The sequence below is a fragment of the Spiroplasma ixodetis genome (assembly GCF_059729505.1).
In genome coordinates, this window is the sequence record NZ_AP038353.1 from 677,341 (window position 1) to 700,385 (window position 23,045).

The 23,045-nt window shown below is 23.4% G+C and carries 27 protein-coding genes and 2 pseudogenes; 4 read left to right on the forward strand and 25 right to left on the reverse strand.

From position 1 onward, the window contains the following. Positions 1 to 35: 35 nt before the first annotated feature. The 7 genes and pseudogenes from AC6I4F_RS04480 to AC6I4F_RS04510 all read right to left on the reverse strand — a co-directional run bounded on the left by AC6I4F_RS04480 (position 36) and on the right by AC6I4F_RS04510 (position 5,693). Positions 36 to 1,196: pseudogene (locus AC6I4F_RS04480) on the reverse strand (IS256 family transposase). A gap of 167 nt (positions 1,197 to 1,363) precedes the next feature. After that, positions 1,364 to 2,449, reverse strand: coding sequence for a hypothetical protein (locus AC6I4F_RS04485; protein ID WP_497874566.1), 1,086 nt, complete (start codon positions 2,447 to 2,449; stop codon positions 1,364 to 1,366). A gap of 1 nt (position 2,450) precedes the next feature. Next, a complete protein-coding gene (locus AC6I4F_RS04490; protein WP_497874567.1) occupies positions 2,451 to 3,518 on the reverse strand; it encodes a hypothetical protein in 1,068 nt (355 codons plus the stop codon). 81 nt (positions 3,519 to 3,599) lie between these two features. Then, a complete protein-coding gene (locus tag AC6I4F_RS04495) occupies positions 3,600 to 3,731 on the reverse strand; it encodes a hypothetical protein (protein WP_497874568.1) in 132 nt (43 codons plus the stop codon). Continuing rightward, positions 3,725 to 4,645, reverse strand: a complete 921-nt coding sequence (locus AC6I4F_RS04500; RefSeq protein ID WP_497874569.1) for a hypothetical protein — start codon at positions 4,643 to 4,645, stop codon at positions 3,725 to 3,727. The genes AC6I4F_RS04495 and AC6I4F_RS04500 overlap by 7 nt, the downstream gene beginning before the upstream one ends. 564 nt (positions 4,646 to 5,209) lie before the next feature. After that, positions 5,210 to 5,335: a hypothetical protein gene (locus AC6I4F_RS04505; protein WP_497874570.1), complete on the reverse strand. Its 126-nt coding sequence runs from the start codon at positions 5,333 to 5,335 to the stop codon at positions 5,210 to 5,212. A gap of 13 nt (positions 5,336 to 5,348) precedes the next feature. Continuing rightward, positions 5,349 to 5,693, reverse strand: coding sequence for a hypothetical protein (locus AC6I4F_RS04510; RefSeq protein WP_497874571.1), 345 nt, complete (start codon positions 5,691 to 5,693; stop codon positions 5,349 to 5,351). Between the two features lie 142 nt (positions 5,694 to 5,835). On the opposite strand from AC6I4F_RS04510, the gene AC6I4F_RS04515 reads away from it, so the two are divergent. Beyond that, positions 5,836 to 6,114: a hypothetical protein gene (locus AC6I4F_RS04515; protein ID WP_497874572.1), complete on the forward strand. Its 279-nt coding sequence runs from the start codon at positions 5,836 to 5,838 to the stop codon at positions 6,112 to 6,114. An 849-nt stretch (positions 6,115 to 6,963) separates the two neighbouring features. Here the strand turns inward: AC6I4F_RS04515 and AC6I4F_RS04520 are convergent. The 16 genes from AC6I4F_RS04520 to AC6I4F_RS04595 form a co-directional block, all read right to left on the reverse strand. Further along, positions 6,964 to 7,476, reverse strand: coding sequence for a hypothetical protein (locus tag AC6I4F_RS04520; protein ID WP_497874573.1), 513 nt, complete (start codon positions 7,474 to 7,476; stop codon positions 6,964 to 6,966). Between the two features lie 8 nt (positions 7,477 to 7,484). After that, a complete protein-coding gene (locus AC6I4F_RS04525) occupies positions 7,485 to 8,039 on the reverse strand; it encodes a hypothetical protein (RefSeq protein ID WP_497874574.1) in 555 nt (184 codons plus the stop codon). Further along, the gene (locus tag AC6I4F_RS04530; protein WP_497874575.1) at positions 8,024 to 8,383 is read right to left on the reverse strand and encodes a hypothetical protein; all 360 of its coding nucleotides are present in this window, start codon (positions 8,381 to 8,383) and stop codon (positions 8,024 to 8,026) included. The genes AC6I4F_RS04525 and AC6I4F_RS04530 overlap by 16 nt, the downstream gene beginning before the upstream one ends. Further along, positions 8,383 to 9,156 carry a hypothetical protein gene (locus AC6I4F_RS04535; RefSeq protein WP_497874576.1) on the reverse strand — a complete coding sequence of 258 codons (774 nt, stop codon included), beginning with the start codon at positions 9,154 to 9,156 and terminating at the stop codon, positions 8,383 to 8,385. The genes AC6I4F_RS04530 and AC6I4F_RS04535 overlap by 1 nt, the downstream gene beginning before the upstream one ends. A gap of 139 nt (positions 9,157 to 9,295) precedes the next feature. After that, positions 9,296 to 9,442: a hypothetical protein gene (locus AC6I4F_RS04540; protein ID WP_497874577.1), complete on the reverse strand. Its 147-nt coding sequence runs from the start codon at positions 9,440 to 9,442 to the stop codon at positions 9,296 to 9,298. Positions 9,443 to 9,446: 4 nt separating this feature from the next. Continuing rightward, positions 9,447 to 9,779: a hypothetical protein gene (locus AC6I4F_RS04545; protein ID WP_497874578.1), complete on the reverse strand. Its 333-nt coding sequence runs from the start codon at positions 9,777 to 9,779 to the stop codon at positions 9,447 to 9,449. A 107-nt stretch (positions 9,780 to 9,886) separates the two neighbouring features. Then, the gene (locus AC6I4F_RS04550) at positions 9,887 to 10,453 is read right to left on the reverse strand and encodes an integrase core domain-containing protein (RefSeq protein ID WP_497874664.1); all 567 of its coding nucleotides are present in this window, start codon (positions 10,451 to 10,453) and stop codon (positions 9,887 to 9,889) included. Between the two features lie 33 nt (positions 10,454 to 10,486). Beyond that, entirely contained in the window at positions 10,487 to 10,732 is a 246-nt protein-coding gene (locus AC6I4F_RS04555) for an IS3 family transposase (protein ID WP_497874579.1), read from the reverse strand. A 41-nt stretch (positions 10,733 to 10,773) separates the two neighbouring features. Continuing rightward, entirely contained in the window at positions 10,774 to 10,980 is a 207-nt protein-coding gene (locus AC6I4F_RS04560; protein WP_497874580.1) for a hypothetical protein, read from the reverse strand. 414 nt (positions 10,981 to 11,394) lie between these two features. Further along, the gene (locus AC6I4F_RS04565; protein ID WP_497874581.1) at positions 11,395 to 11,568 is read right to left on the reverse strand and encodes a hypothetical protein; all 174 of its coding nucleotides are present in this window, start codon (positions 11,566 to 11,568) and stop codon (positions 11,395 to 11,397) included. Between the two features lie 105 nt (positions 11,569 to 11,673). Beyond that, the gene (locus AC6I4F_RS04570; protein ID WP_497874582.1) at positions 11,674 to 12,168 is read right to left on the reverse strand and encodes a PTS transporter subunit EIIB; all 495 of its coding nucleotides are present in this window, start codon (positions 12,166 to 12,168) and stop codon (positions 11,674 to 11,676) included. After that, a complete protein-coding gene (locus AC6I4F_RS04575) occupies positions 12,053 to 13,336 on the reverse strand; it encodes a PTS transporter subunit EIIC (protein ID WP_497874665.1) in 1,284 nt (427 codons plus the stop codon). Before AC6I4F_RS04575 ends, AC6I4F_RS04570 begins: the two co-directional genes overlap by 116 nt. 568 nt (positions 13,337 to 13,904) lie before the next feature. Then, positions 13,905 to 15,236 (reverse strand): ribosome biogenesis GTPase Der, encoded by a 1,332-nt coding sequence (der, locus tag AC6I4F_RS04580; protein ID WP_497874583.1) that lies wholly within the window; start codon positions 15,234 to 15,236, stop codon positions 13,905 to 13,907. Between the two features lie 27 nt (positions 15,237 to 15,263). Continuing rightward, the gene (gene cmk, locus AC6I4F_RS04585; protein WP_497874584.1) at positions 15,264 to 15,935 is read right to left on the reverse strand and encodes a (d)CMP kinase; all 672 of its coding nucleotides are present in this window, start codon (positions 15,933 to 15,935) and stop codon (positions 15,264 to 15,266) included. A gap of 16 nt (positions 15,936 to 15,951) precedes the next feature. Further along, positions 15,952 to 16,620, reverse strand: coding sequence for a hypothetical protein (locus AC6I4F_RS04590; protein WP_497874585.1), 669 nt, complete (start codon positions 16,618 to 16,620; stop codon positions 15,952 to 15,954). A 187-nt stretch (positions 16,621 to 16,807) separates the two neighbouring features. Further along, positions 16,808 to 17,629, reverse strand: coding sequence for an IS1595 family transposase (locus AC6I4F_RS04595; RefSeq protein ID WP_497874586.1), 822 nt, complete (start codon positions 17,627 to 17,629; stop codon positions 16,808 to 16,810). Positions 17,630 to 17,999: 370 nt separating this feature from the next. Between AC6I4F_RS04595 and AC6I4F_RS04600 the strand changes: the two genes are divergently transcribed. Both AC6I4F_RS04600 and AC6I4F_RS04605 read left to right on the forward strand, forming a co-directional pair. Beyond that, positions 18,000 to 18,560 (forward strand): hypothetical protein, encoded by a 561-nt coding sequence (locus tag AC6I4F_RS04600; protein ID WP_497874587.1) that lies wholly within the window; start codon positions 18,000 to 18,002, stop codon positions 18,558 to 18,560. A gap of 420 nt (positions 18,561 to 18,980) precedes the next feature. Further along, positions 18,981 to 19,271, forward strand: a complete 291-nt coding sequence (locus tag AC6I4F_RS04605) for a hypothetical protein (protein WP_497874588.1) — start codon at positions 18,981 to 18,983, stop codon at positions 19,269 to 19,271. A gap of 71 nt (positions 19,272 to 19,342) precedes the next feature. On the opposite strand, the gene AC6I4F_RS04610 is transcribed toward AC6I4F_RS04605, so the two are convergent. Continuing rightward, a complete protein-coding gene (locus tag AC6I4F_RS04610; RefSeq protein WP_497874589.1) occupies positions 19,343 to 19,684 on the reverse strand; it encodes a hypothetical protein in 342 nt (113 codons plus the stop codon). Between the two features lie 206 nt (positions 19,685 to 19,890). On the opposite strand from AC6I4F_RS04610, the gene AC6I4F_RS04615 reads away from it, so the two are divergent. Then, entirely contained in the window at positions 19,891 to 20,631 is a 741-nt protein-coding gene (locus AC6I4F_RS04615; RefSeq protein ID WP_497874590.1) for an SDR family oxidoreductase, read from the forward strand. 372 nt (positions 20,632 to 21,003) lie between these two features. On the opposite strand, the pseudogene AC6I4F_RS04620 reads toward AC6I4F_RS04615, so the two are convergent. Beyond that, positions 21,004 to 22,242: pseudogene (locus tag AC6I4F_RS04620) on the reverse strand (IS256 family transposase). Between the last annotated feature and the right edge of the window lie 803 nt (positions 22,243 to 23,045).

Here is a 23,045-nt window from a genome sequence, read left to right on the forward strand (position 1 = left end):
TTTAATAATCTGTGTATCTTTGTTTTACAAAGTTACTAGTTTAGATTAATTCTATCTTCAAATTTTATCATAAAATGAGCAATTGCTGTATTTCAATTTTGAATGGGCGTTGTTCATTTTTTTGTTATATTTTCAATTGCTAAGTAAAATATTTTGAAAACTTCCATATCATTTGGAAAAACTTTTTTATTTCTAATAACTTTTCGTAATTGACTATTAACAGATTCAATAGCATTTGTTGTATAAATCACTCTTTTGATTTCTGCAGGATAAATAATAAAAACCATTAAATTATCTCAATTTTTATATCACGATTTAGCAATTTGAGGATATTGTTTATTTCATTTAATTTCAAAAGTTTCTAAAGCTTGCATTGCTTGTTCTTCACTACATGCACTATAAATTGGTTTTAAATCTGTAACTAGTTATTTTCTATGTTTGTATGAAACATATTTTAAACTATTTCTAATTTGATGAACTATGCATAATTGATGTTCGGTTTTAGGATAAACTGATTGTATTGCTTCTGACATTCCTGTTAAATTGTCACTACAAGCAATAAGAATATCATTTAAGCCTCGATTTTTCATTTTTGTGAAATTAGATAATCAAAACTTAGAACCTTCATTTTCACTAATTCATAAACCTAAAAAATCTTTTTTACCTTCTAAATCAACTCCTAATGCTATATAAACTGATTTGTTAATAATGCGTTTATCTTGTCGTACTTTAACTACTATACAATCAAAATAAACAATCTGATAAACACTTTCTAATGGCCGATTTTGTCATGCTTTAACATCATCAATAACATCATCAGTAATTTTACTAATAACACTTTCACTAATATCAGCACCATGATATAACTCTTGTAACTGCATTCTAATATCTGATAAAGTCATGCCTTTGACATATAATGAAAGAACTTGTTGATCAAAACCATCAAATCTTCTTTGTCTTTTTGCAACTATTACTGGCTCAAAATTACTATTACGATCTCGTGGTACATTAATCTCAATTTTACCTTGTTGGGTTATTAATTTTTTTGAATTTATACCATTGTGAGCATTATCACTATTATTATGTTGATTTTTTTCATATCCTAAATAATTTTGCATTTCAGAATTCAACATTTTTTCAACTAATCTTTTTGTTAATTCTTTATATAAACCTCTCTCTTTAAATACGGTTGTTAAATCTTCAGTATTTTATAATAATAAATCTACTGCTTTTGATATTGAATCATTATTATTAATATTTTATTTTTTAGACATACGTAACTCACTCTTTCTAGTTATTTAATTTTATTTACTAGAATTAATTAAACATAGTTATTTTTGTAAGTTACACAGATTACTAAACATTACCTGTAAATTTTAAAATTAGTAAATCCAGTAGGTTTTGCATCCATAATATTATAAAATGTAGTTTCTGGATGACTACTTTTTGTTATTTTATCATTTATACCAGCAAGTAAACCACCATTATTTTTAATATCAGTTGTAGATTTTTCATTATTACCAGCAATAAATAATCTTCTTGAAGCAAATACTTTACTTTCAAATATTTCTTCATTATTTTGTTGTATTGGTTCTTGTCCTTGAATAATAGGTCTTCCATAATAATAACAACTTGATAATAATTCTAATCCATATGATTGTCTATGAGAAAACCTTACTCCTATATCAGACATTAAGGTACGATTTAAAGTTACTTTTCCTTTTTCAATAGTAGTAAAAGCATAACCACTACCTGGTGAAGCATATTGTACAAAATCAAGTGTATTTTGACCACTTGCAACTACTCTATCATTTAAACTACTAAAAGTTAATACTTGCATACTAAATGCACCATTATAAGGACTATAATAATTTGTTACATTTGAAATATATAATAATTGTCTATCTTGATTTTTACTACTATTACCAACAATATTTTCATTTTCATCATTAAATACAACAAAAAATTGTAAATAATCATCAATTGTAATATGTTCTTCAAACATTACTAAAATATATTGTCTTTTAGTTTGTACTGTTTTAAATATTTGATTATTTGGTAAATTACTAAAATCAACACCACTTGTATCATCAATTAAATAATCATTTCAATAATCACCAATTTTATATTCTTTTGTATAAAATTCATCTTGACCTGTAACTTTATGAGTTACTGGGTCAATTTTACCTTTATTTTTTTGATATATTTTTGTACTATTTTTTCAAATACATACAACTGGAGTATTACCAGTTAATATTAATTCATATTGACCAAAATCACTAATTTTACTATTAATTGGTTTATAACCAGTTTCAGTTAAAGGTATTGCACCATTATTTATAATAAATGGAAATATTTTTCAATGACTTTGTCTTTTAATTAATATTTGTTGCATTTTTAATCTCATGTGAGCGTGTTTCATTAATTGTATTTGTTGATGTCTGCTCATTTTAATTATCTCCTAAATCTTTATTTATTTTTTGATTTTCATTAATAATATTTTCTAATTTATTTTCAGCCATTAATTGGTCAATATTATCATATTCACCAATTGCTTCAATTATTGTCATTGTGCAATTATTTAATCTTGAATTAATAATTTGGTCTTGTACTATTTGGTCAGTCATAGCAATTGGAATAAATTTAAAACTATAAGGTCTTTCTCCAATACCATTTCATAAATTTTCACTAATAAGTAATAAATCAAATATACGATAAAAATAAGCACTATAAAATGCTATTTTTATTTCTGTAGTTTCCATATCAAATTTATTATTAAACATACTTTGTGTTTTATTAGTATAAACATCATTACCATGTTTATCATAATCATATCCAGCACCATTAAATATTACTTTAGCAGTACCATTATAATCTAATCAATATTCATTAAATTTAGGGTTACCTTGAATAATTTGCATACCACCATTACCATTTTTATCATAACCAGCACTACCAACATTAACAAACATATCTTTTTTAGGATTTTCAATAATATTACCATTTTCTTGCATTTCTTTAACTGTTTCATTATCTAAAGCAGCAAATAAAGTAGTAACATTTAATTCTCTTTCTAATCTTTTTTGTCTAATTACACGATTTAAATCTCAAATTAAATCTCATACTGGTGTACAATCTGGATAAGCATTTAAAGTTGTAGCATTACCATATAAATTAATAATTGGTAAATTAGTTATTTCAAAAATAGGTATATAATTAAATGGATTTTTAATTTCATAAATTTTTAATTGAATAATATTTGGTTTTAATTTTGTTCTTGTAGAACCTAAAATAATATCTTTATTATTATCTTTATATGTTTCATATTTAACTTTTCCATTTTGAATTGTTACTCATGTTAAAGTTGCACTATCTGCTTGTTCATTAATAAAATAAAATTCTGCTGATTGTTCTTGTTCATTATATTTAGCAACTCTACCACAAAAACTATTAGGTAATATTTTAAGTGATTTACTATTATCTTCATTTATTATAATCATAATAAATACTTTACCCATTAAACTATTTTGTAAACCAAATTTATAAAATTTTTCTAATCATTTATCTTTTAAATTAATTTCATTTAAATAATCTAATATTTATTTTTTACTTGAATTAAATAAAAAACCTTTACCTAATCATAATTTAGTTGATTTTTGAGTAATAATCATAGGTATATCAATATATCAGTTTGTTTTATCACAACTTAAATATTCCATTGTATTTATCATAATTCATCACCATTAAATTTATTTTTATTAATTAATAATTTATTATTAATACCATTAATTAATCATTTCATTTCATGCATTAAAGCATACATATCACTATCTCAAGTATCATCATGTAAATCTAACATTTTAAGAGCATTATTATTACTATCTAATTTATTTTTATCTAATCATTGCATTAAACTATATTGTCTTTTAGTTTCTGGACATTTTTCTCAATTAAAACTAATAATATTTTTAAGCATACAAATTGTTGTAAAATCAATTCTATCATTTAAATATAAAATTGATTTATCTACTGCTATAAATTTTAATCATGTTATATTACGTTTTTTAACTCAACTTTTTAAAACATCAATAAATACTAATCCACCATTACCATAATCAACATAACAAATAAAACCAAATAACATTGTTATATAACGTTTACTTTCATTAATATAATAATTAATAATATCATTTGCTAAAGTATCAGTATCTTTATATTGCATAGTAACATTACTATGATAAAATTCACTTTCTTTATGCGCTCTTCTACATTTATCATTTTCACCAATAAATCATAATGAAGCAGTAGTAGGATGACCACTACTACTTGTTGCCATACCAATATCTAATCCACCACTTAATTTTTGTACTTTAAAATCTAATTTAGTACCTACTTTATCTAAATATCTTGCAAATATAGCACCAGTAAGAATACTAGGTACCCCATAATATCAACTTTGTGCTTTAATAAGGTCTAATACTTTTAATTCTTCTAAATCATTAATCATATCTAATGTCAAATTATGAGAATTTACTTTTCAATTTGAATAATGAAATAATTTAAATATATTATTATCAAATACTGATTTAATTTGTTCATTATTTTCTTTCATAATTTCTAAATTAAAAGGTACTATTTTATTCATATATTCAATAAAATATTGATAAATATTATCTGGATTACAACTTTTTCTTTTAATTCTTTTTTTAGCATTACCTAATGCAAATGTTATTGCTTGAAATTATTGTTGACTAAATTCATTTGCTTCTTCACATCATTCAATTGCTAAATCAAAACCTTTAATTTCACTTCTAGAAAGCCCTTTAATGGTATTCTATCATTTGAATTACTATATACACTCATAACTCTAATAAATGATTTACTACCTTTAAAACGAAAATCTGCTTGTTTATTTGGATATTTTAAACTAAAATCTTTATAATCATTTAATCCAATTGTTATTAAAGCATTATATATTTCTTTAACTAAATCATTAATATCTTTATTTAATTTTCTAAAACAATATATAGCAATTGATTTATTATTTTTAATTGAAATAGCAAATAATATTGCTAATTCTTCAGCAATAATATATGTTTTACTTGAATATCTACTTCCACTTAAATTATATTAACTATGAGTAAAATCACTTTTATTTAATAATCAATAACTAATTTCATGTAAATAAGTAAATTCTTTATTCATAATATTATTCCTGTAATTCTTCTAATTTTAAAAGTTGACCAAATCTTGTAGGGTCACTAACAATAGCAATTGTATCATTCTGCATCTGTAAAGAAAGCATCATTCTACCATTAATATTATCTCAATCCAAAGTTTGAACCTCACTAATTTAACTCACCATATAAAAATTCTTTACAAATAAAAGCAAATTTTTTAATACTTGATTGACTTTCAAAATTATAATAAATTTTATATTTAGTATTTGATTTAAAAGTATATTTAATATGATTTATATTAACTTTTGTTCCTACTTCTTTTCAATTTGAACCACTTGGACTTGGTTGTTTTTTATTAATTTCATTAATAGCACCAGCAATAGTTTTATCAGTAGTTTCTAATTTTCCATCATAATTATTATTAAGCAATAATGATATAGCAAGAGAACTATTTGAAGCATCATTTATTCATAATTGGTCTCTATCATCTTTATATGTAAAATATCCTTTCATAAAAACAGATTTTTTATAATAATCAGATAAATCTACTTTACCACCAGTAGCACTAATTTTATTATTTTCATCAATAGTTATATTAGTGCCAGCAATTAATTTATCTTGTTTTTTATCTAATAAATTATAAACATATACTTTATTGGTTGCATCAGTTAAAAATGTAGGTGTACCAACATCAATAAGTCTTCTACCATTAACATCAATACCTTTATCATCTTTTGGAGCAATAAAATTAGGATTTTCTTTATCAACTTCTCATAATGAATTATCAATATCTGTTTTAATACGAGTAGTATCAATATTAACTATTGGTCTTAATAAATTTTGTGGATGACTAATAGTAATTTTAGTTCTAGAATCTAATGATTTTATATTAGTATATGGTATATATGCATTTAATAAACTATCTTCACCATAATTTGAAATAAATTTATTAAATCAATTATTTTTTTGTGATTCTATACCTTTTAAATTAAAACCTTTAATATTTGGATATTCTTTAATTTTTCTTAAACAATTAAATACTTCTGGAGGTATAAAATATGGGTCATCTGGATTAGTTTCACTATAAGTTAATCCACCTTGACTAATTGCACCTTGACCACGTAAATAATCAACATCTTTAGTTAATAAAAATCTAACATAATGAGTAGTTGCTGTTTGAATATTATCTGTAAAATCAGTTGGTGTTATTTCTGGTCATTTTTTTGAAATAGTAAAACTACTTAAATAATCAATATTATTACTTGCTACAGATATTGCAAATCAAATTTCATTATCTGGAGTAGTTACTTTATCAAATAATAATTAATTAAAATATTTAGAATTTTTAAATTCTTCAATTGTTATAAATAAAATTGGTTCTTTAATTGCCATAATAAAATTTACTCCTTAATGTAAAAATAAAAGGTATTTAAACCCTTTAAATTTTAAATTTAGTTGCTTTTTGTTTATCTTTTTCTGATAATTCTTTCTTTTTAGATTTTTGTAATAAAACAAAATTATCTACTTGTTCTTTATCTACATTAAAACTATCAAGTAATTTAGCAGTTGATGTAGTTTCTAATTGTAAATGAGTATTTAATTGTTTAATATTTGCTGTAATAAATTCTAATTCTTTATTACGTTTTAATTCTTTTGCTAAATTTGATTGTTTTGATTTTTTAATTAATTTTCCAAATAATAGAAATGCTAAAGTAATACATATTCCACTAGCAACTGCTCCTCCTATTACTGCTGATATTAATTCTATTGAAAAATTAATTTTTTATTCCTCCAATTGTATTTTATTTGAATGTTGTTTACGTAAATGACATTCTTCTTTATGTTTTTTAATTTCTTTATATGGATATATTAAATAAGGACTTGTAATAATAATTGGTATAGTTATTAATAAATATTTAATTAATTTTCCATAATTACCTAATTTAGTAACTAAATTTAATCCAATATGACCAAACATAGGAAATAAAGTTAATATTAAATGGTCAGGTCAAGTAAAATTATATTCATTAGTATAATTACCTATTCCCATTGATATTGGTATTTTAGGTATTAATCAAGGTGTTATTGTAAAAAATAATGTTATTAACATACCAATAATATGACTTGTTATTTTTAAAATATTTGATATTAAAATTTTAATTTTATCTATATGAGTACTATTTTTATTAAATCAAATCTTATTTAATCTTTTATATTCTTTATTATCTTTTGATATTGGATTAATAGTATTTCATATACCAATTGGTTTAATTGGTTTTGTTAAATCTATATCCATATAATCACCTACTTTCATGTTTTATATTTACTTTTATTTTTATAAATTGAAATACCAATATTTTTATTTAAATTATTAGTTTTATGAAAAGTTAAATATTCTTTTCTTTCTACTCTTCATGCTCTACTACCTAATTCAGTTTTTGGTAAAGTTTTAAATTCTTTAAGTTTAAAAAATCCACGTTCTAATCTATTAATAAATGCAGTTGTTTTTAAAACATTAATATTAATTGATTTAATAACGTTATAACGTTGTTTACCTTTACTAATACCTTTCTGTTCTTTTAATTGTTTCTTTACATATAAACGTATTTGACTTGGTAAAAACCCTCTTAAAAAATATTTTCAAAATATTGTTCCAGCACCATTACAATTTTTACCTTTTTGAACTTTCATTAAATTTCAAGTTTCTTCTGGTACATTTGGATAAGTATATACACCATATCAACGTTTATTTTTAGAAGTATCTGATTGAAATAAACCTTGTAATATTCCAACTTTTAATGACTGATTAGATTTATAAAATAAACCTTTTTTAAATCATGAACTTATAATATTAATCAACCTTTATCATCTTTATTATTTTTTTCATTAGATTGTGATTCTTGATTATCATTTTCTTTAAATAACTTATTAATTTTATTTATAGGTTTAAATACTAATTTATCTAATTGAGTTTTTAATTCTGTTAATTCATTAGGTTTTAGAATTGAAATAAGTTTTTTAATAATATTTGGATTAAATGTTGAATATGGTTGGTCAAGTTCATCTTCATTAACATTTTCACTATCTAAAACTGATTTTAAACTTTGATTTTTACTATATAACTTTAATAAACTAATAATTGCAGTTCTAATATCATTAGTTTCTAATGCAGAATAGATAATTCTAATAATTAAAGGTAACATTATAAACTCATATGGTTATAATCTCAATTTAATGAAGCATTATCAAAATTTAATGGTACTTCACTCATATTATCACTACCATATTGACTTGTATTATCATTTATTAATCTTGAAGTTTCATTATTAAATGTTGTTTTTTGCATTTCTTGATTATGATATGTAGTTTCCATAGGTAATAAATTATAAATGATTTCAGATGCACCAGCAATTATTGTAGGTATTGCATAAGCATTATTAAAATCATTATTAATGCCCATAGCAACTCCAGAAGATATTAAACATCCACCAGTAGCCATATTACAAATCTTTCTTATTGTTTCAAATCTATTAGGAATTAATTCTGTAATTCCATTAATAAGATTTGAAATACCATAACTATTTAAAGAAATATATGTATCTCAATCCATTAAATAATTATGGGTAATAGTAGTATTACTTAATAATAAATCTGGTGGAAATGGATTTACTGTTGTTGGACTTTCTGTTGGATTAGGATTAATATCATTGGTAACAAACTTTGAATAGTTAACTAAACCAATTGTTCCTAAACCTAGTAATATTTTTTTAGAACTATTTAATAATTTAGTTTTAATACTAGTAATTTGATTTAAATTTCATATATCAATTCCTAATTTTTTCGAAAATAATAAAGCATTTATACTTCCTAATACTGGATTACCTATTAATTGACCATAATAAGCACTTGTACCAATCATTGCACTTAATGGTGCTATTCCAATTCTTATTAATTTAATTAAAGTATAATTATTCAATTGTGTAGTCTCAACATGTTGTTGTGGCGTGTTTATTTTCTCCTTTTAATAATTTAGTATTTTTTTTAATTTGAATAAGTATTTTACCTTTATAATTAACATTATCTCCAACACAAACATCAAAACTTTCATGTGGATTTTATACAATAACATAATTTGGATTTAAAGTTGGAAATTCATAAAGTAATATTGCTAATATATCTTTTGAACTATTTAAATCTTCTGGTTTTGGTGAATTTATAATAATATGTGATTTATTATTAAAAATATCATAAATATAAGTCATAATATTATGCCTTTGTAAAACTTAATTTTACTGTTCCATAATAATCAGTTTTATTAACAGTCATAATAGCAGATGTATCAGTTATATTACTATATGTTGCTTTAGTTGATTCAAAACCATTATTACCAACTTTTACTATTGCAGTATCTAATTCAGCATTAGTAGGTTTATCACCAGCCATAATAATTTTTCCTAAATTTTTATAATAAATTTCATCTTGTAAATCTAAAATATTCATATTATCATAATCAGTACTTTGATAAGTAGCATTAATATTAGTTTCATCAATTTTATAATTTTTTGCTCTTGCTTCTTTAATTTCTTCAACTGTTGGCATTTTTTCTTGAATAATATACATTAAATTAGGTCTTATTGCTGCTGGTAATTAATATAATGCTTTACCAATAATACCAATATTATCTGTAGCATTATCTAATTTATTTCTTACTTTTGTAAATGAAATAGTGGAATGGCAACCTTTTTTAAGACTGTTTTTTTGGTAGACATTTGTGCTTGGTGTTTTATGGGGGTTAAGTAGTTTAGAGTGCTGTGGATTCTTATGTTGTTGTATCAATTGATACAATCAAATAATTCTAATTTTAATTGGATTAATGATGTAAAATTTTTATCATTATTAAACTCTGTTTTGAAAGTTTTGAAAGTTGCTTCAGCAACAGAGTTATCATAAGGACAACCTTTTTTGCTTAAAGAGCGGGTAATATTGAAGGCTAATAAAACTATTGATAAACTTTTATTATTAAATTCATTACCGCGATCGCTATTAAATATTTGAATATTTTTTAAACAACGATTTGAGCACATAAATGCTTGATATACTAATGATGCATCTTTTTTAGTACCTACACTATGTTCAATAATTTCGCGATTGTACAGGTCGATTAATAAGTAAATATAGTTTCATTTACCATTAACTTGAACATAAGTTAAATCACTAACAATAACTTCATTTTTAAGCCTATTATTAAAGTCTCTATTAACAAGATTAGTAATTTGACTATCATTGACTTTATTATGATAATTTTTTTATGATAATTTAGTGTATTTTGATATTAAATTATGTTTATTCATAATTTTTTTAATTTTTCGTCTTGATAAATTAATTTTCTTTTCTTTTAGAACAACTTTTAATCTTCTTGTTTCATAAGCTTCTTTATTTTCTTTAAAAGCACTAATAACAGTTTCATCATACATATTATTTTGAATTTTATCTTCTTTTTTCTTGAAATTAAAATAATATGTTGATTTAGATATTTTTAAAAAACGATACATTGTACGAATTTTATATTTAACTTTATTTTTAGTAATAATTTCTATTTTCTGCCTATTATTAGTGCTGCTTGCTTTAAAATATCATTTTCCATTATTAATTGTCTTAATTCTTTTCTTAATTTAATTAATTCATTTTCTTCAATAGAACGGTTATCTTTGGTTTTAAAACTGCCTGAATTAGTAAATTGCTTAATTCAATTATAAGTAGTTGCTCTTGTAACATTGTACTCTTTAGCAAGACAAGACACTGACTTACCACTTTGATATAAAGCTACTATTTATTTTTTAAATTCATCTGAATATGAGTTAATATTGGCCATAATTATAATTCCTTTCTTTTAACTAATTTGTTCACTTGTCTACGTAATTAGTGTCCAATAAAGTGTAACCCATCCAAAATTTAAAAATAGTACATAAAGGGATAAAAGCCAAAAAATATTATCATTTTTCAGGATTTCTATTTTTGTTTTCATAAATTCAATATTAGTAATATTTTTTTTAATAAAATCACTAAAATCACTAAATAATAAAGGATGATTAAAAACATTAATTATTAAAATAATTGAAATCAAACTTTTCAAACTGTATAAATTGGCTTGATCAATATATTGCAAAGAACTATGCAAATTTTTTCTAAACAATTGACTATCAAATTTTTCATCTTATTGTTGATAATATTTGGCAATATTACTAATAGAACTATCAATAGCATTATATTCTGAACAAGTTATATAAATAATATTAAGTGCAGTAATAATATCTTCTTTAGTTAATGTTGGTACTTGTGATTTTATTTTTTGTAAAATGTTAGTAATTAAATGTTTACCTACTGACATTATTTTTACTCCTATCTTTTTTAATCAATTAAAAGCTCATATAGCTATTAAATAGTTATATGAGCTCTAGTAACTTTAATATTATATTGTAATAATCACTTTCAATTATAGATTAACTTTAGTTTTAATATTCAAAGTTGCTGAATTTTGTAACTGTGCCTTTATTGCATTGGCTACATGTTCAACATCGGTACCAATAACAATTTGCAAAACTTCTTTACTTAAAATTTTAGTACCAAATGCTCCTTCGACCTTAACTTTTGCCAAATTAACACGTGATGTATCTTTAACAATCAAACGTAACCTAGTAGCGCAATTATCAATTTCAACAAAATTATCTGTACAAATTGCTTCAATTAATTTTGTTGACATTAGTGTATATTTATCAGTTTTAAGATTTTTATTGCTTAACTCTGATTTTGTTGTTACTTTACTTTCTTCAACACCAAAATCTTCTTCTCTTCCTGGTGTTTCAATATTCATTTTAGTAATTAATGTATAAAATACAATAAAATAAACTCCACCAGCAGCCACAATTAATAATAATACTCATAGTGGATTTGAAGTAATATGATAAGCACCAGTAGCATGATTGAGCAAAAGAAATGCAATAGTCAATAATTCCAGCACTAAAACCAAAACCAACTTGGATATGCAATGCTGTCGTTATTGCAATAAATATCCCTGTTAATAAGACATGAATTACCAATAATAAAGGGGCAATAAATACAAATGAAAATTCAATGGGTTCAGTGATTCCGCTAATAAAAGAAACTAAAGCAACTCCTCCTAAAAATCCTGATACCATTTTTCTATTTTCTTTTTTAGTTGCCATAATCATAGCTAAGGCAACAGCGGGAATACCACCCATCATAATAGGAAAGAAACCTGATTGAAAAAATCTAGATCCTTCAATACCTCTAGTAAAAGCATTAATGTCTCCATTTACTCATTCCGTTGTTCCAGATGCAGCACCTGTAATTGGAGATATTATCTGACCATTAATTGGTAATTGAAATCAAAAAAAAGTATTTAAGATTTGATGTAATCCAAAAGGTAATAATAAACGATTTAATATTCCATAAACAGTTGTTCCTGGAATAGCAACTGGTGGATTATTTGGATTAGCAACTAATTGACCAAATTTCATTAATACTAATTGAATTCATGGTCAAACAATAGCAAATGCCAAAGCAGTGGGAATAGTTATTGCTAAAGCCACCATTGGTGCAAATCTTCTACCACCAAAGAATGATAACGCTTGAGAAAGTTTGATTTCTTTATATTTATTATATAAAACTGCAGATAAACACCCCGCTACAATTCCACCAAAAACACCAATGTTTAATACATAAATACCACCGATAATAGTTTTACCATCTGTTCCAAATTCTTCTACATAAAATAATGACGAAAATTTTTCACCTTTACTTGATGTAAAAGTTAAAACATTTTTATATAACATTTCTGGTAATGATTGTTCAATTGACGTCATTGCAACTATTGTCAAATAAAATACTGCTCCAACTAATGCAGCTTCACCACGATGATCTTTAACTAAACCAAATGCTAAACCCAAAGCAAATAATAATGGTAAATTATCAAATACTATTTTTTCTGGTTGTTGAATAATATATGAAATTCAATAACCCACTTCATTAGTAACATGCATAACACCAGCAGCAGTTGTAGTAGTAAATGTAAGTCCTAATGCTCCAAATCTGTTTAAAATAGCAGCGAATGGTAATACTGCGATTGAAACTGTAATGCTTTACCTAAGTCTTGTAAAAATTTTAAAACATTATTTCAAGGACTTTTTTCTTTTGAGGTTTTTAATTCAATATTACTATTTTGTGTTTGATTTTTTTCTTTATGTTTTTTTTCAGAAAACTAAACCCATATTTTAACCCCTTCCTAAAACTTTTTCTTAATTTTTCAAAATTAAAACATTGAACTTATTGAAACTGATAATAGCACAATGGCACCAACTGTTGCACAAAAAATTAAAAATATATAAAGAACTTTATTTCAAAAATGAAAAACTTGATATGTAACTTTTTTTGGTTTAAATAAAAATTGCTCGTTAATCAGGCTTCTTTCTTTACGTAATTTTCTTTTAAATAAAAAAAACAAGAAAAATAATACCAATACAAATCAAACCAATGATAAACATTATTCACATTGCCGATGTTGATAAACTTTTATTGTGCGATTCTAATGTTAAAAAATTTAGCATAATCATTTACACTTTCTAATCATTAGTTTTTTATCTTAATAAATATTATTATACAATAATTTTCTTTAAAATAAATATAATCACAAAATTTTACACTTTTTTATTGTTTATTATACAATGACTTACGCATTCTAAATCTTAATTTAATTGGTACACCCTGAAAACCAAATCGTTCACGAATTTGATTAATTAAAAAACGTTCATAAGAAAAATGACATCGTTGTGGATCATTTACCATTAAAATAAAAGTAGGCGGATTTTTTTCAACCTGTGTTGTGTAATATATCTTTAATCTACCACCTTTAAAGTAAGGCGGCTCATTAATTAATTGAGCTTTATTAATTATTTCATTAATAATACTTGTTTTAATTCTTAAATTCATATTAACTAATACTTCATTAATAGTAGCAAATAAAGTATGAATTCTAGTATTTTCTAAAGCAGATAAATATACAACAAAAGAATACTCAAGATATTTAAATTTTTCTTTTATTTTTTTAGTAAACTCTTGCATTGTTTTTTCATTTTTTTTAACTAAATCTCATTTATTAACAATAATAATAACTGGCTTATCTAAATTTTTTGCTATTCCTGCTATTGTTAAATCTTGTTCTTGAATTTCAACACTACCATCTAATAAAAACAAAACAATATCACTACGTTCAATGGCATTAGTAGTTCTAATTAAACTATATTTTTCTAAATCTTCAGTAATTTTTCCTTTTCTACGAATTCCCGCAGTATCAATAACACAATATTGTTTTTTATTATAAACAAAATTACTATCAATAGCATCAGTTGTTGTTCCTGCTATTGGTGAAACAATAACTCTATTCTCTTGAAGAATAGTATTAACTAAACTTGATTTACCAACATTGGGACGACCAATAATTGCTAAATTAATATTTTCTTTTTTTTCTGTATGAACCTCTTTTGGTAACTTAGTAATTATCATATCTAATAAATCACCAAAACCAACACCATGACTAGCAGATAATAAAATTGGTTCGCCAAAGCCAACTTTTAAATAATCATAAATTTTAGCATTATCTTTTTGAACATTATCATATTTATTTGCAATAATAATAACCGGTTTCTTAGTTCTGTATAATAATTTGGCAATATCTTCATCTTCGTGAGTTAGACCTTCTTGATAAGAACAAACAAATAAAACAATATCAGCCTCAGCTAAAGCAATATTAACTTGTTGATTGATTTGTTGAGTAAAATTAGTAATCGTTTTAGTAATACCACCCGTATCAATAATCACAAAATTTTGTGTTAATCATTCACCAATGCCGTAAATTCGATCTCTAGTTGCTCCAGGCATATCTTCAATTATTGCTACTTTTTTTTGTAATATACGATTAAAAATTGAAGATTTACCAACATTAGTTCGTCCTACAATTACTACTTTTGGTAACTTATTCATTTTATTCAAATCCTTATATTTAAAATATTATTTTTTATGACTAAAGTAATTATCATATAAAATTTTTAATTTATCAACGGTCGTTTGTAAATTATAATCACTATTATCTAAAATAACTGCATCTTCAACAATTACTAGTTGCCCAGTGCTACGAGTTTTATCAACATTATCACGAATTACCATATCGTTATATACTTGTTCTTGCGTAATATTAATACCCTCTTTAATATACTGTTTATATCTTCTTTCACTACGAGCGTGTAAACTAGAAGTTAAAAAAATCTTTAATTGAGCATCAGGTAAAACAACACTACTAATATCTCTGCCAACGACAATAAAGCCTTTACTTCTAACCATTTCTTGAATTCTAGCAACCATAACTTTTCTAACTTCAGATAACGAAGCAATTATTGGTACTTTACTAGTAACATTTTTATCATAAATTTCTTCTGTTAGTGGTTGATCATTAAATAAAAACTGACCATTAACCCATCTTATATCAAAAAGTTGTAGTGCTGCAAGTATTTCTTCTTCACTTTCAAAAGCAATTTTATTTTTTAAACAATGATTAGTAAAAATACGATACATAATTCCTGTATCCATAAATTGATAATCAATTTTTTTAGAAAGCAAATATGCTGCTGCTGATTTACCACTAGCTGCTGGACCATCTATTGCAATATTAATCTTTGGGTACATTGTTTTCCTCCATTCTCTACTTAATAAATAATATTAATGATAATACTAACACGACTATTAAAATTAAACAAATAATGATAATACTAAATACTGTTAAACTTCATTTATAATTATGCTTAATTTTAATTTTTTGTAATTCATCTTGAAAATTATTATGTTCTTGATTAATTTTTTTTAGTCCTTTATTAAGATCACTATTATTTATTTTATACTTTTTATATTTAAATTCTAAATTTTTAACAAAATTTTTGACATCATGAATTTTACTTTCTAAGTCTTTTTGAAATTCATTTATTTTATTATGCATACTATTAATTAACGTTTGATATTCCAAGTTAGTACTTATTAATGGCACATCAACTATTTCAAAATCAATATTTTCACTATATTTTTTTAAAATATTATTAATATTTTCTAACATATTTTCCAATATTAATTTATCATTATCATCTAAATGTTGTTCATTATTTTTAATAAAATAATTTTCAAAATTAACTAAATTTAAATCAGAATTTAATTTTTGAAAAATTGGCTCAAAATATGATTGATCAATTTTTATTAGTTGCTGATAATAATTTTCTATTTTTTGTTCTTGTTCTCAAAGTTTACTATTTTCTTTAATTTCTTTAGCAATTTGTTCACGTAAACTTTTATACTTTTCCATTCTTGTCATTAAAGCACCCACAAATTAATATTTAAAAAATTCCAATACTGATTTATTTTTAATAGTAATAATAATTTTCTTGATTATAACATAAATAATAAAATCATTATAATATACATAGGCTTTTATCTCCATTTATGTACTATTTTTAAATTTTATCACATAAATGGAGATAAAAGCCTATATAGGAAATTATCCCCACATGTATCTAAATCAAACACAAAATTATAGTTTCAAAACTAGGTATCTTATTGAATTTATATGCAGCTTTATTTGCATATAAATGAATATTGTCTTTTAAAACTTTTATGTGTGTTCGAAAAGTTCGTGGGATTTGTTTTCATACAGATTCAATCTGGTTTGTGTTTACACCTGTTGATGACACATACCCAACTTCATGATTTACGATTTCATGTTTGTGATAGAAGTTTTTGAAACTTCCATATTCTTTCCAAGAATCCGTAAATAGACAACACCCAGTAGAAATGTGTTTCAATGCAAATCATAAAAGGTTTTTCTCATCTGCTTTTTTCAATACTTTCACAATTAGTTTGTTGCTGGTTTTCTCATAAACTCCAACAATCAAGGTTTTATTCAACAAGGATCTTCCTTGTTTTTTAAAACCTACATGTGAAAGATACATTTCATCCATCTGTGCTGTGCCATCATCAATGAACCCTGCATCTTGATTCCAAATTTTAGTTCTTATTTCATGACCCATTCTTCAAGTTGTTTTATATGTCACACCCAATTCCCTTGCAACATCTGTTGATAGTATACCATGCTTTGTGTTTATTCATCTAAAGATGAGATAAAACCAAGATGTCAAAGGTGTTTGTGACTTGTTAAAAATGGTGTCATGAAGAATACTAAATGTTTGATGATATTTCAAACATCTCATTCTTATCAAATCAGAAACATTCAAACTAGAAGAAGCACACCTGATACATTTCATTACTTTCAACTTCGCTATATATTTCAAACAATCGTTTTCATTTTGAAATATGCTATTGAATTCATTTCAATTCATTTTTTCCTATACACTAGTACATGTGGGGATAATTTCCTATACAAATTTAACTAGTGATAATATTGATAATATTTTAAAAAATAATTGTTTTTGATTAGTTTTGTTTTAAACATTATTAAAATAAAATATTAGAAAAATTTATATTTTTATGAAGGCATTATTTTTTTATTGTATATTCTTTTTTTCAATTATAGACTTAAATTAATATTTTCAAAAAATATTTTTATCTAATATCACTTTCACATTATTATAAATATCTTACTATTATCGATATTAAAAATAAAAAAATATTACATTAGGTAAATCTTAATCTTAAAATAAACTAAAACTAAAAATAATAATTTATTTTAGTAACAAAGGAGAATAAAATATGCAAAAAACTACATTAATTTTAGGGCATTTAAAAATTGAACATACAACTACTACTGGAAATACTGATAGTAATAATATTAATGTACTAGATAACGTTGATCCTATTAGTGTGCAAGCTAACTTAAACAGTATGGTTCCATATATTAATCAAATATTAGAAGCTTTACCAGCTACAGAAAAAGTTGCGTTTTTAAAAAATGAACAATATCCAAATGGAACATTCGTATTAGTAACAAGTGCTGTTATAACAACAATTGTACCACAATATTTACTTACTAGACTTCAAGAAACAGCTCCAAAAGCATATATATTAGCACAAGGTCAACAATGAGGATGATCAATTGCTAGTCAAACAGATGTTTCTATTAACGATTTAGAAAATCAATTTGAAGAACATACAAAAAAATGTTTAAATGCATATATAGCTTCAGGAGATGAACTAGATTATAAAATGTATTTCATTTTTAAGGTTGTAGCAACCGTACCTAATGCGCCACAAGTAACTGCTAGTTCATCAGTTAAATTCCACTTTACTGTTAAAGCAGTTAAAAAAGCGTAATTAAATAATTTTAGTAATTAATAAAATATAATATTTTTTATATTTTCTTAGTACCTAGGTCAATTTAGTATTACTAAATAACCTAGGTTATATTATTAAATAAAAGGAGAAGTACTAATGAACAATAAAAATATCAATGAAAAAATTAAAATTATAATAAAAATAAAAATAACACTAATAATAATTATGAAACGGTAAGATATAAAGTACCTGTTTTTGATTTTAATGATGTTAATCAAATTAAAGAAAACTTAAATAGTATGAATATTTATATTACTCAACTTTTAGACTTATCACCACTCACTAGAATATTCTTATTAAAAATAATGACTATCCAAGTGGAATGTTTGCAGTAAGGGATAGAAAAACAACAACAGAAAAAAATATAACATTATCACTGAACAAGTAATATTAGATTATATGAGTAATTTGTTTCAAGCGGCTTATAATCAAGCCAGTATTAATAAAACCTTATTATGACTCTGTAATGCTTTAAACAATGTTACTATTCCAAATTTAAAAAATTCATTTAAAGAACATTTAGAAAAATGCAGAATAGAAGCAATTTTAGTAGGTGATCAATTTTTAAATTACAAAATGAATTATCCAATAACAATAAAGGTAATGATTGAAGGCAAAGTTGTTGATGTAACTTCAAGTGAAACTTTTGAATATACTGTCAAAATTGCTCATTTTAATAATAATGATTAGATTCATTAATTAACTAAATAAAAATACATAAGTTCTAATAAATATTTATCAAAAATAATGTTATTGTTATTTTAATTTTTAGAAAATTTAAAAATATAATAATTATATAAAAAACAAATTATACTTATAGATAAAAATATAGGAGTTAAAAATATTGTAAAAACAACACCACATCTTACATTTGAAATGTTAAATCAATCATTTAAATTATTATTAAATACATCTAAAATTCCATTTAAATGAGAATACTCTTTATATTTTCCTGCGATTAATCCAAAACCATTAGTGACTAATTCTGTATGACCTCCTATTAACACTTTGCTAGTAAGTAAACTTAATCCAATTATCATAAATAAAAACCCAAGAATAATAATTGCTAAAATAAATCAATTAATTTTTTTATAATTTACCATTTTTTTACGCCTGTTTCTTCTTTATTTTCTTAAGCAGAGAATTTACAATTACTTAGTTTTGTAAATCATTATTTTTTCTTTAATTTAATATTCATTAATTATACATACATTTATTAAACATTTCTTTTAAAAGCAATTTTAATTGCATTAATTATTAAAAATAAAAAAATGATCATTGTTGATCAATAGTTTAGAGGTGAATAAACATGAAATCAAAAGTCATCGTAATCACAGGGGCTTCTAGTGGTATTGTTATGGAAACAACTAAGTTATTAGAAAGCGCCGGTCATAAATTAATTTTAGCTGCAAGAAGAGAAAAAAAACTTAAGGCATTAGTTACTAGTATTAAAAATAAAAATGGTGAAGCAAATTATTTAGTAACTGATGTCACCAAACATCATGAGGTAGAAAAACTAGCACAATTTGCAATTAAAAAATTTAATAAAATTGATGTTTGCATTAATAATGCAGGAATTATGATACTAACATCTTTAAAACAAAAAAACATTAAAGACTGAGATGAAACAATTGATGTCAATATTAAAGGAACACTTTATGGTATTGCTGCATCATTACCATTAATGTATCAACAAAATTCAGGTCATATCATTAATATTTCATCAATTGCTGGTCATTTTGCTCATACTGGTGAAGCAGTTTACTCAGCAACAAAATGAGCATTTAGAGCAATTAGTGAATCATTAAGAGAAGAAGTAGCAAAGGATAAAACTAATATTAGAATTACAGTAATTTCACCTGGAGCAATTAATAATGAATTATTCAATAGAGTAACTAATAAAGAATTTAGTTCTGAATTTAAAGAATATTATAAAAATTATAGCATATCTGCCGAACGAATAGCACTAACAATAAAACAAGCAATTGAATTACCTGCTGATGATACTTTAAATGAAATTATTATTATACCAACCAATGAAATAATGTAAAAATAAAAAAAATAAAGAATATTTATCTAATTTTTGAATTTTAAAATACTTTAGACAATTTTTTATTATTTTAGGGTAGTATTAAACTATATAAATATAATAACATTTAACATTATTGAAATGTAGAAAAATAATAATAGTAAAAAATAATATATTATTATTAGTATTGAAATAATAATAAATATAAATTATTAAATTTTAATGAATATAGTAATTGTTAATTATTTCACAATTTTCGATTGCATCTCAAAAATTGTTATTTCTTTTATTTTTTATTTTTAAACAAATATTAGTAAAAATTAATAAGGTAATTACATAAAATAAAATTGGGAGGCTTTTTAATAATCTGTGTATCTTTGTTTTACAAATTTACTAGTTTAGATTAATTCTATCTTCAAATTTTATCATAAAATGAGCAATTGCTGTATTTCAATTTTGAATGGGCATTGTTCATTTTTTTGTTATATTTTCAATTGCTAAGTAAAATATTTTGAAAACTGCCATATCATTTGGAAAAACTTTTTTATTTCTAATAACTTTTCGTAATTGACTATTAACAGATTCAATAGCATTTGTTGTATAAATCACTCTTTTGATTTCTGCAGGATAAATAATAAAAACCATTAAATTATCTCAATTTTTATATCACGATTTAGCAATTTGAGGATATTGTTTATTTCATTTACTTTCAAAAGTTTCTAAAGCTTGCATTGCTTGTTCTTCGCTACATGCACTATAAATTGGTTTTAAATCTGTAACTAGTTATTTTCTATGTTTGTATGAAACATATTTTAAACTATTTCTAATTTGATGAACTATGCATAATTGATGTTCGGTTTTAGGATAAACTGATTGTATTGCTTCTGACATTCCTGTTAAATTGTCACTACAAGCAATAAGAATATCATTTAAGCCTCGATTTTTCATTTCTGTGAAATTAGATAATCAAAAATTAGAACCTTCATTTTCACTAATTCATAAACCTAAAAAATCTTTTTTACCTTATAAATCAACTCCTAATGCTATATAAACTGATTTGTTAATAATGCGTTTATCTTTTCGTACTTTAACTACTATACAATCAAAATAAACAATCGGATAAACACTTTCTAATGGCCGATTTTGTCATGCTTTAACATCATCAATAACATCATCAGTAATTTGAATAATAACACTTTCACTAATATCAGCACCATGATATAACTCTTGTAACTGCATTCTAATATCTGATAAAGTCATGCCTTTGACATATAATGAAAGAACTTGTTGATCAAAACCATCAAATCTTCTTTGTCTTTTTGCAACTATTACTGGCTCAAAATTACTATTACGATCTCGTGGTACATTAATCTCAATTTTACCTTGTTGGGTTATTAATTTTTTTGAATTTATACCATTGCGAGCATTATCACTATTATTATGTTGATTTTTTTCATATCCTAAATAATTTTGCATTTCAGAATTCAACATTTTTTCAACTAATCTTTTTGTTAATTCTTTATATAAACCTCCCTCTTTAAATACGGTTGTTAAATCTTCAGTATTTTCTAATAATAAATCTACTGCTTTTGATATTGGATCATTATTATTAATATTTTGTTTTTTAGACATACGTAACTCACTCTTTCTAGTTATTTAATTTTATTTACTAGAATTAATTAAACATAGTTATTTTTGTAAGTTACACAGATTACTAAACATTACCAAAGTTACTAAAATTATACAGAAAATAACTCAAATTTGTAATTCTATTCAATTATAATAATTTCCAATATTTTTACTTATATAACATACGTATTTTGGTGAATATTCTAAAATATGATATATGCTAGTTGTAGCTAATATTTGAAATCCATTTCTTTCTATATTTTCAAACTTTAACGTTGTTTGATTACGAATATGAGAATGATAATCACAAAAATCTATGATAATTAAACCATAAATTATAAATAGAATAGTTAAAATAAATAATAATATTGTTATTATTTGTATTTTTTTCATTTATTTTTGCTCCCTTAAATCTAATATAATAAAGAAAATTAATATATATTTTGAAAAATAAAAATATTTTTATTTATAAAATGTAACAATATTAACAAATTTAATTAACTTTACAATAATTTTTATCTATTTTTATAAATAATACGGAAACTATTTACTATTATTTTACAGCTATTTTTATTAAAATATTAATTTTTAAGAAAAGTTTTAGTAGTAGTTATCCAATTGATAACTTTCTTCTTTTTTCGCTATCATTTTTTTCTGTATTTTCTAATTTACGCTTTTCTTTGTTAACTTCTTCTTTTGTTAATCATTCTTTTACTTTATTAAAATCTGTTTTCTTTTCTTCTGATCAATTTGTATCATCTTCATTTAATATTGCATCTAGGTATATCTTAAAAATTGCTTTTTCA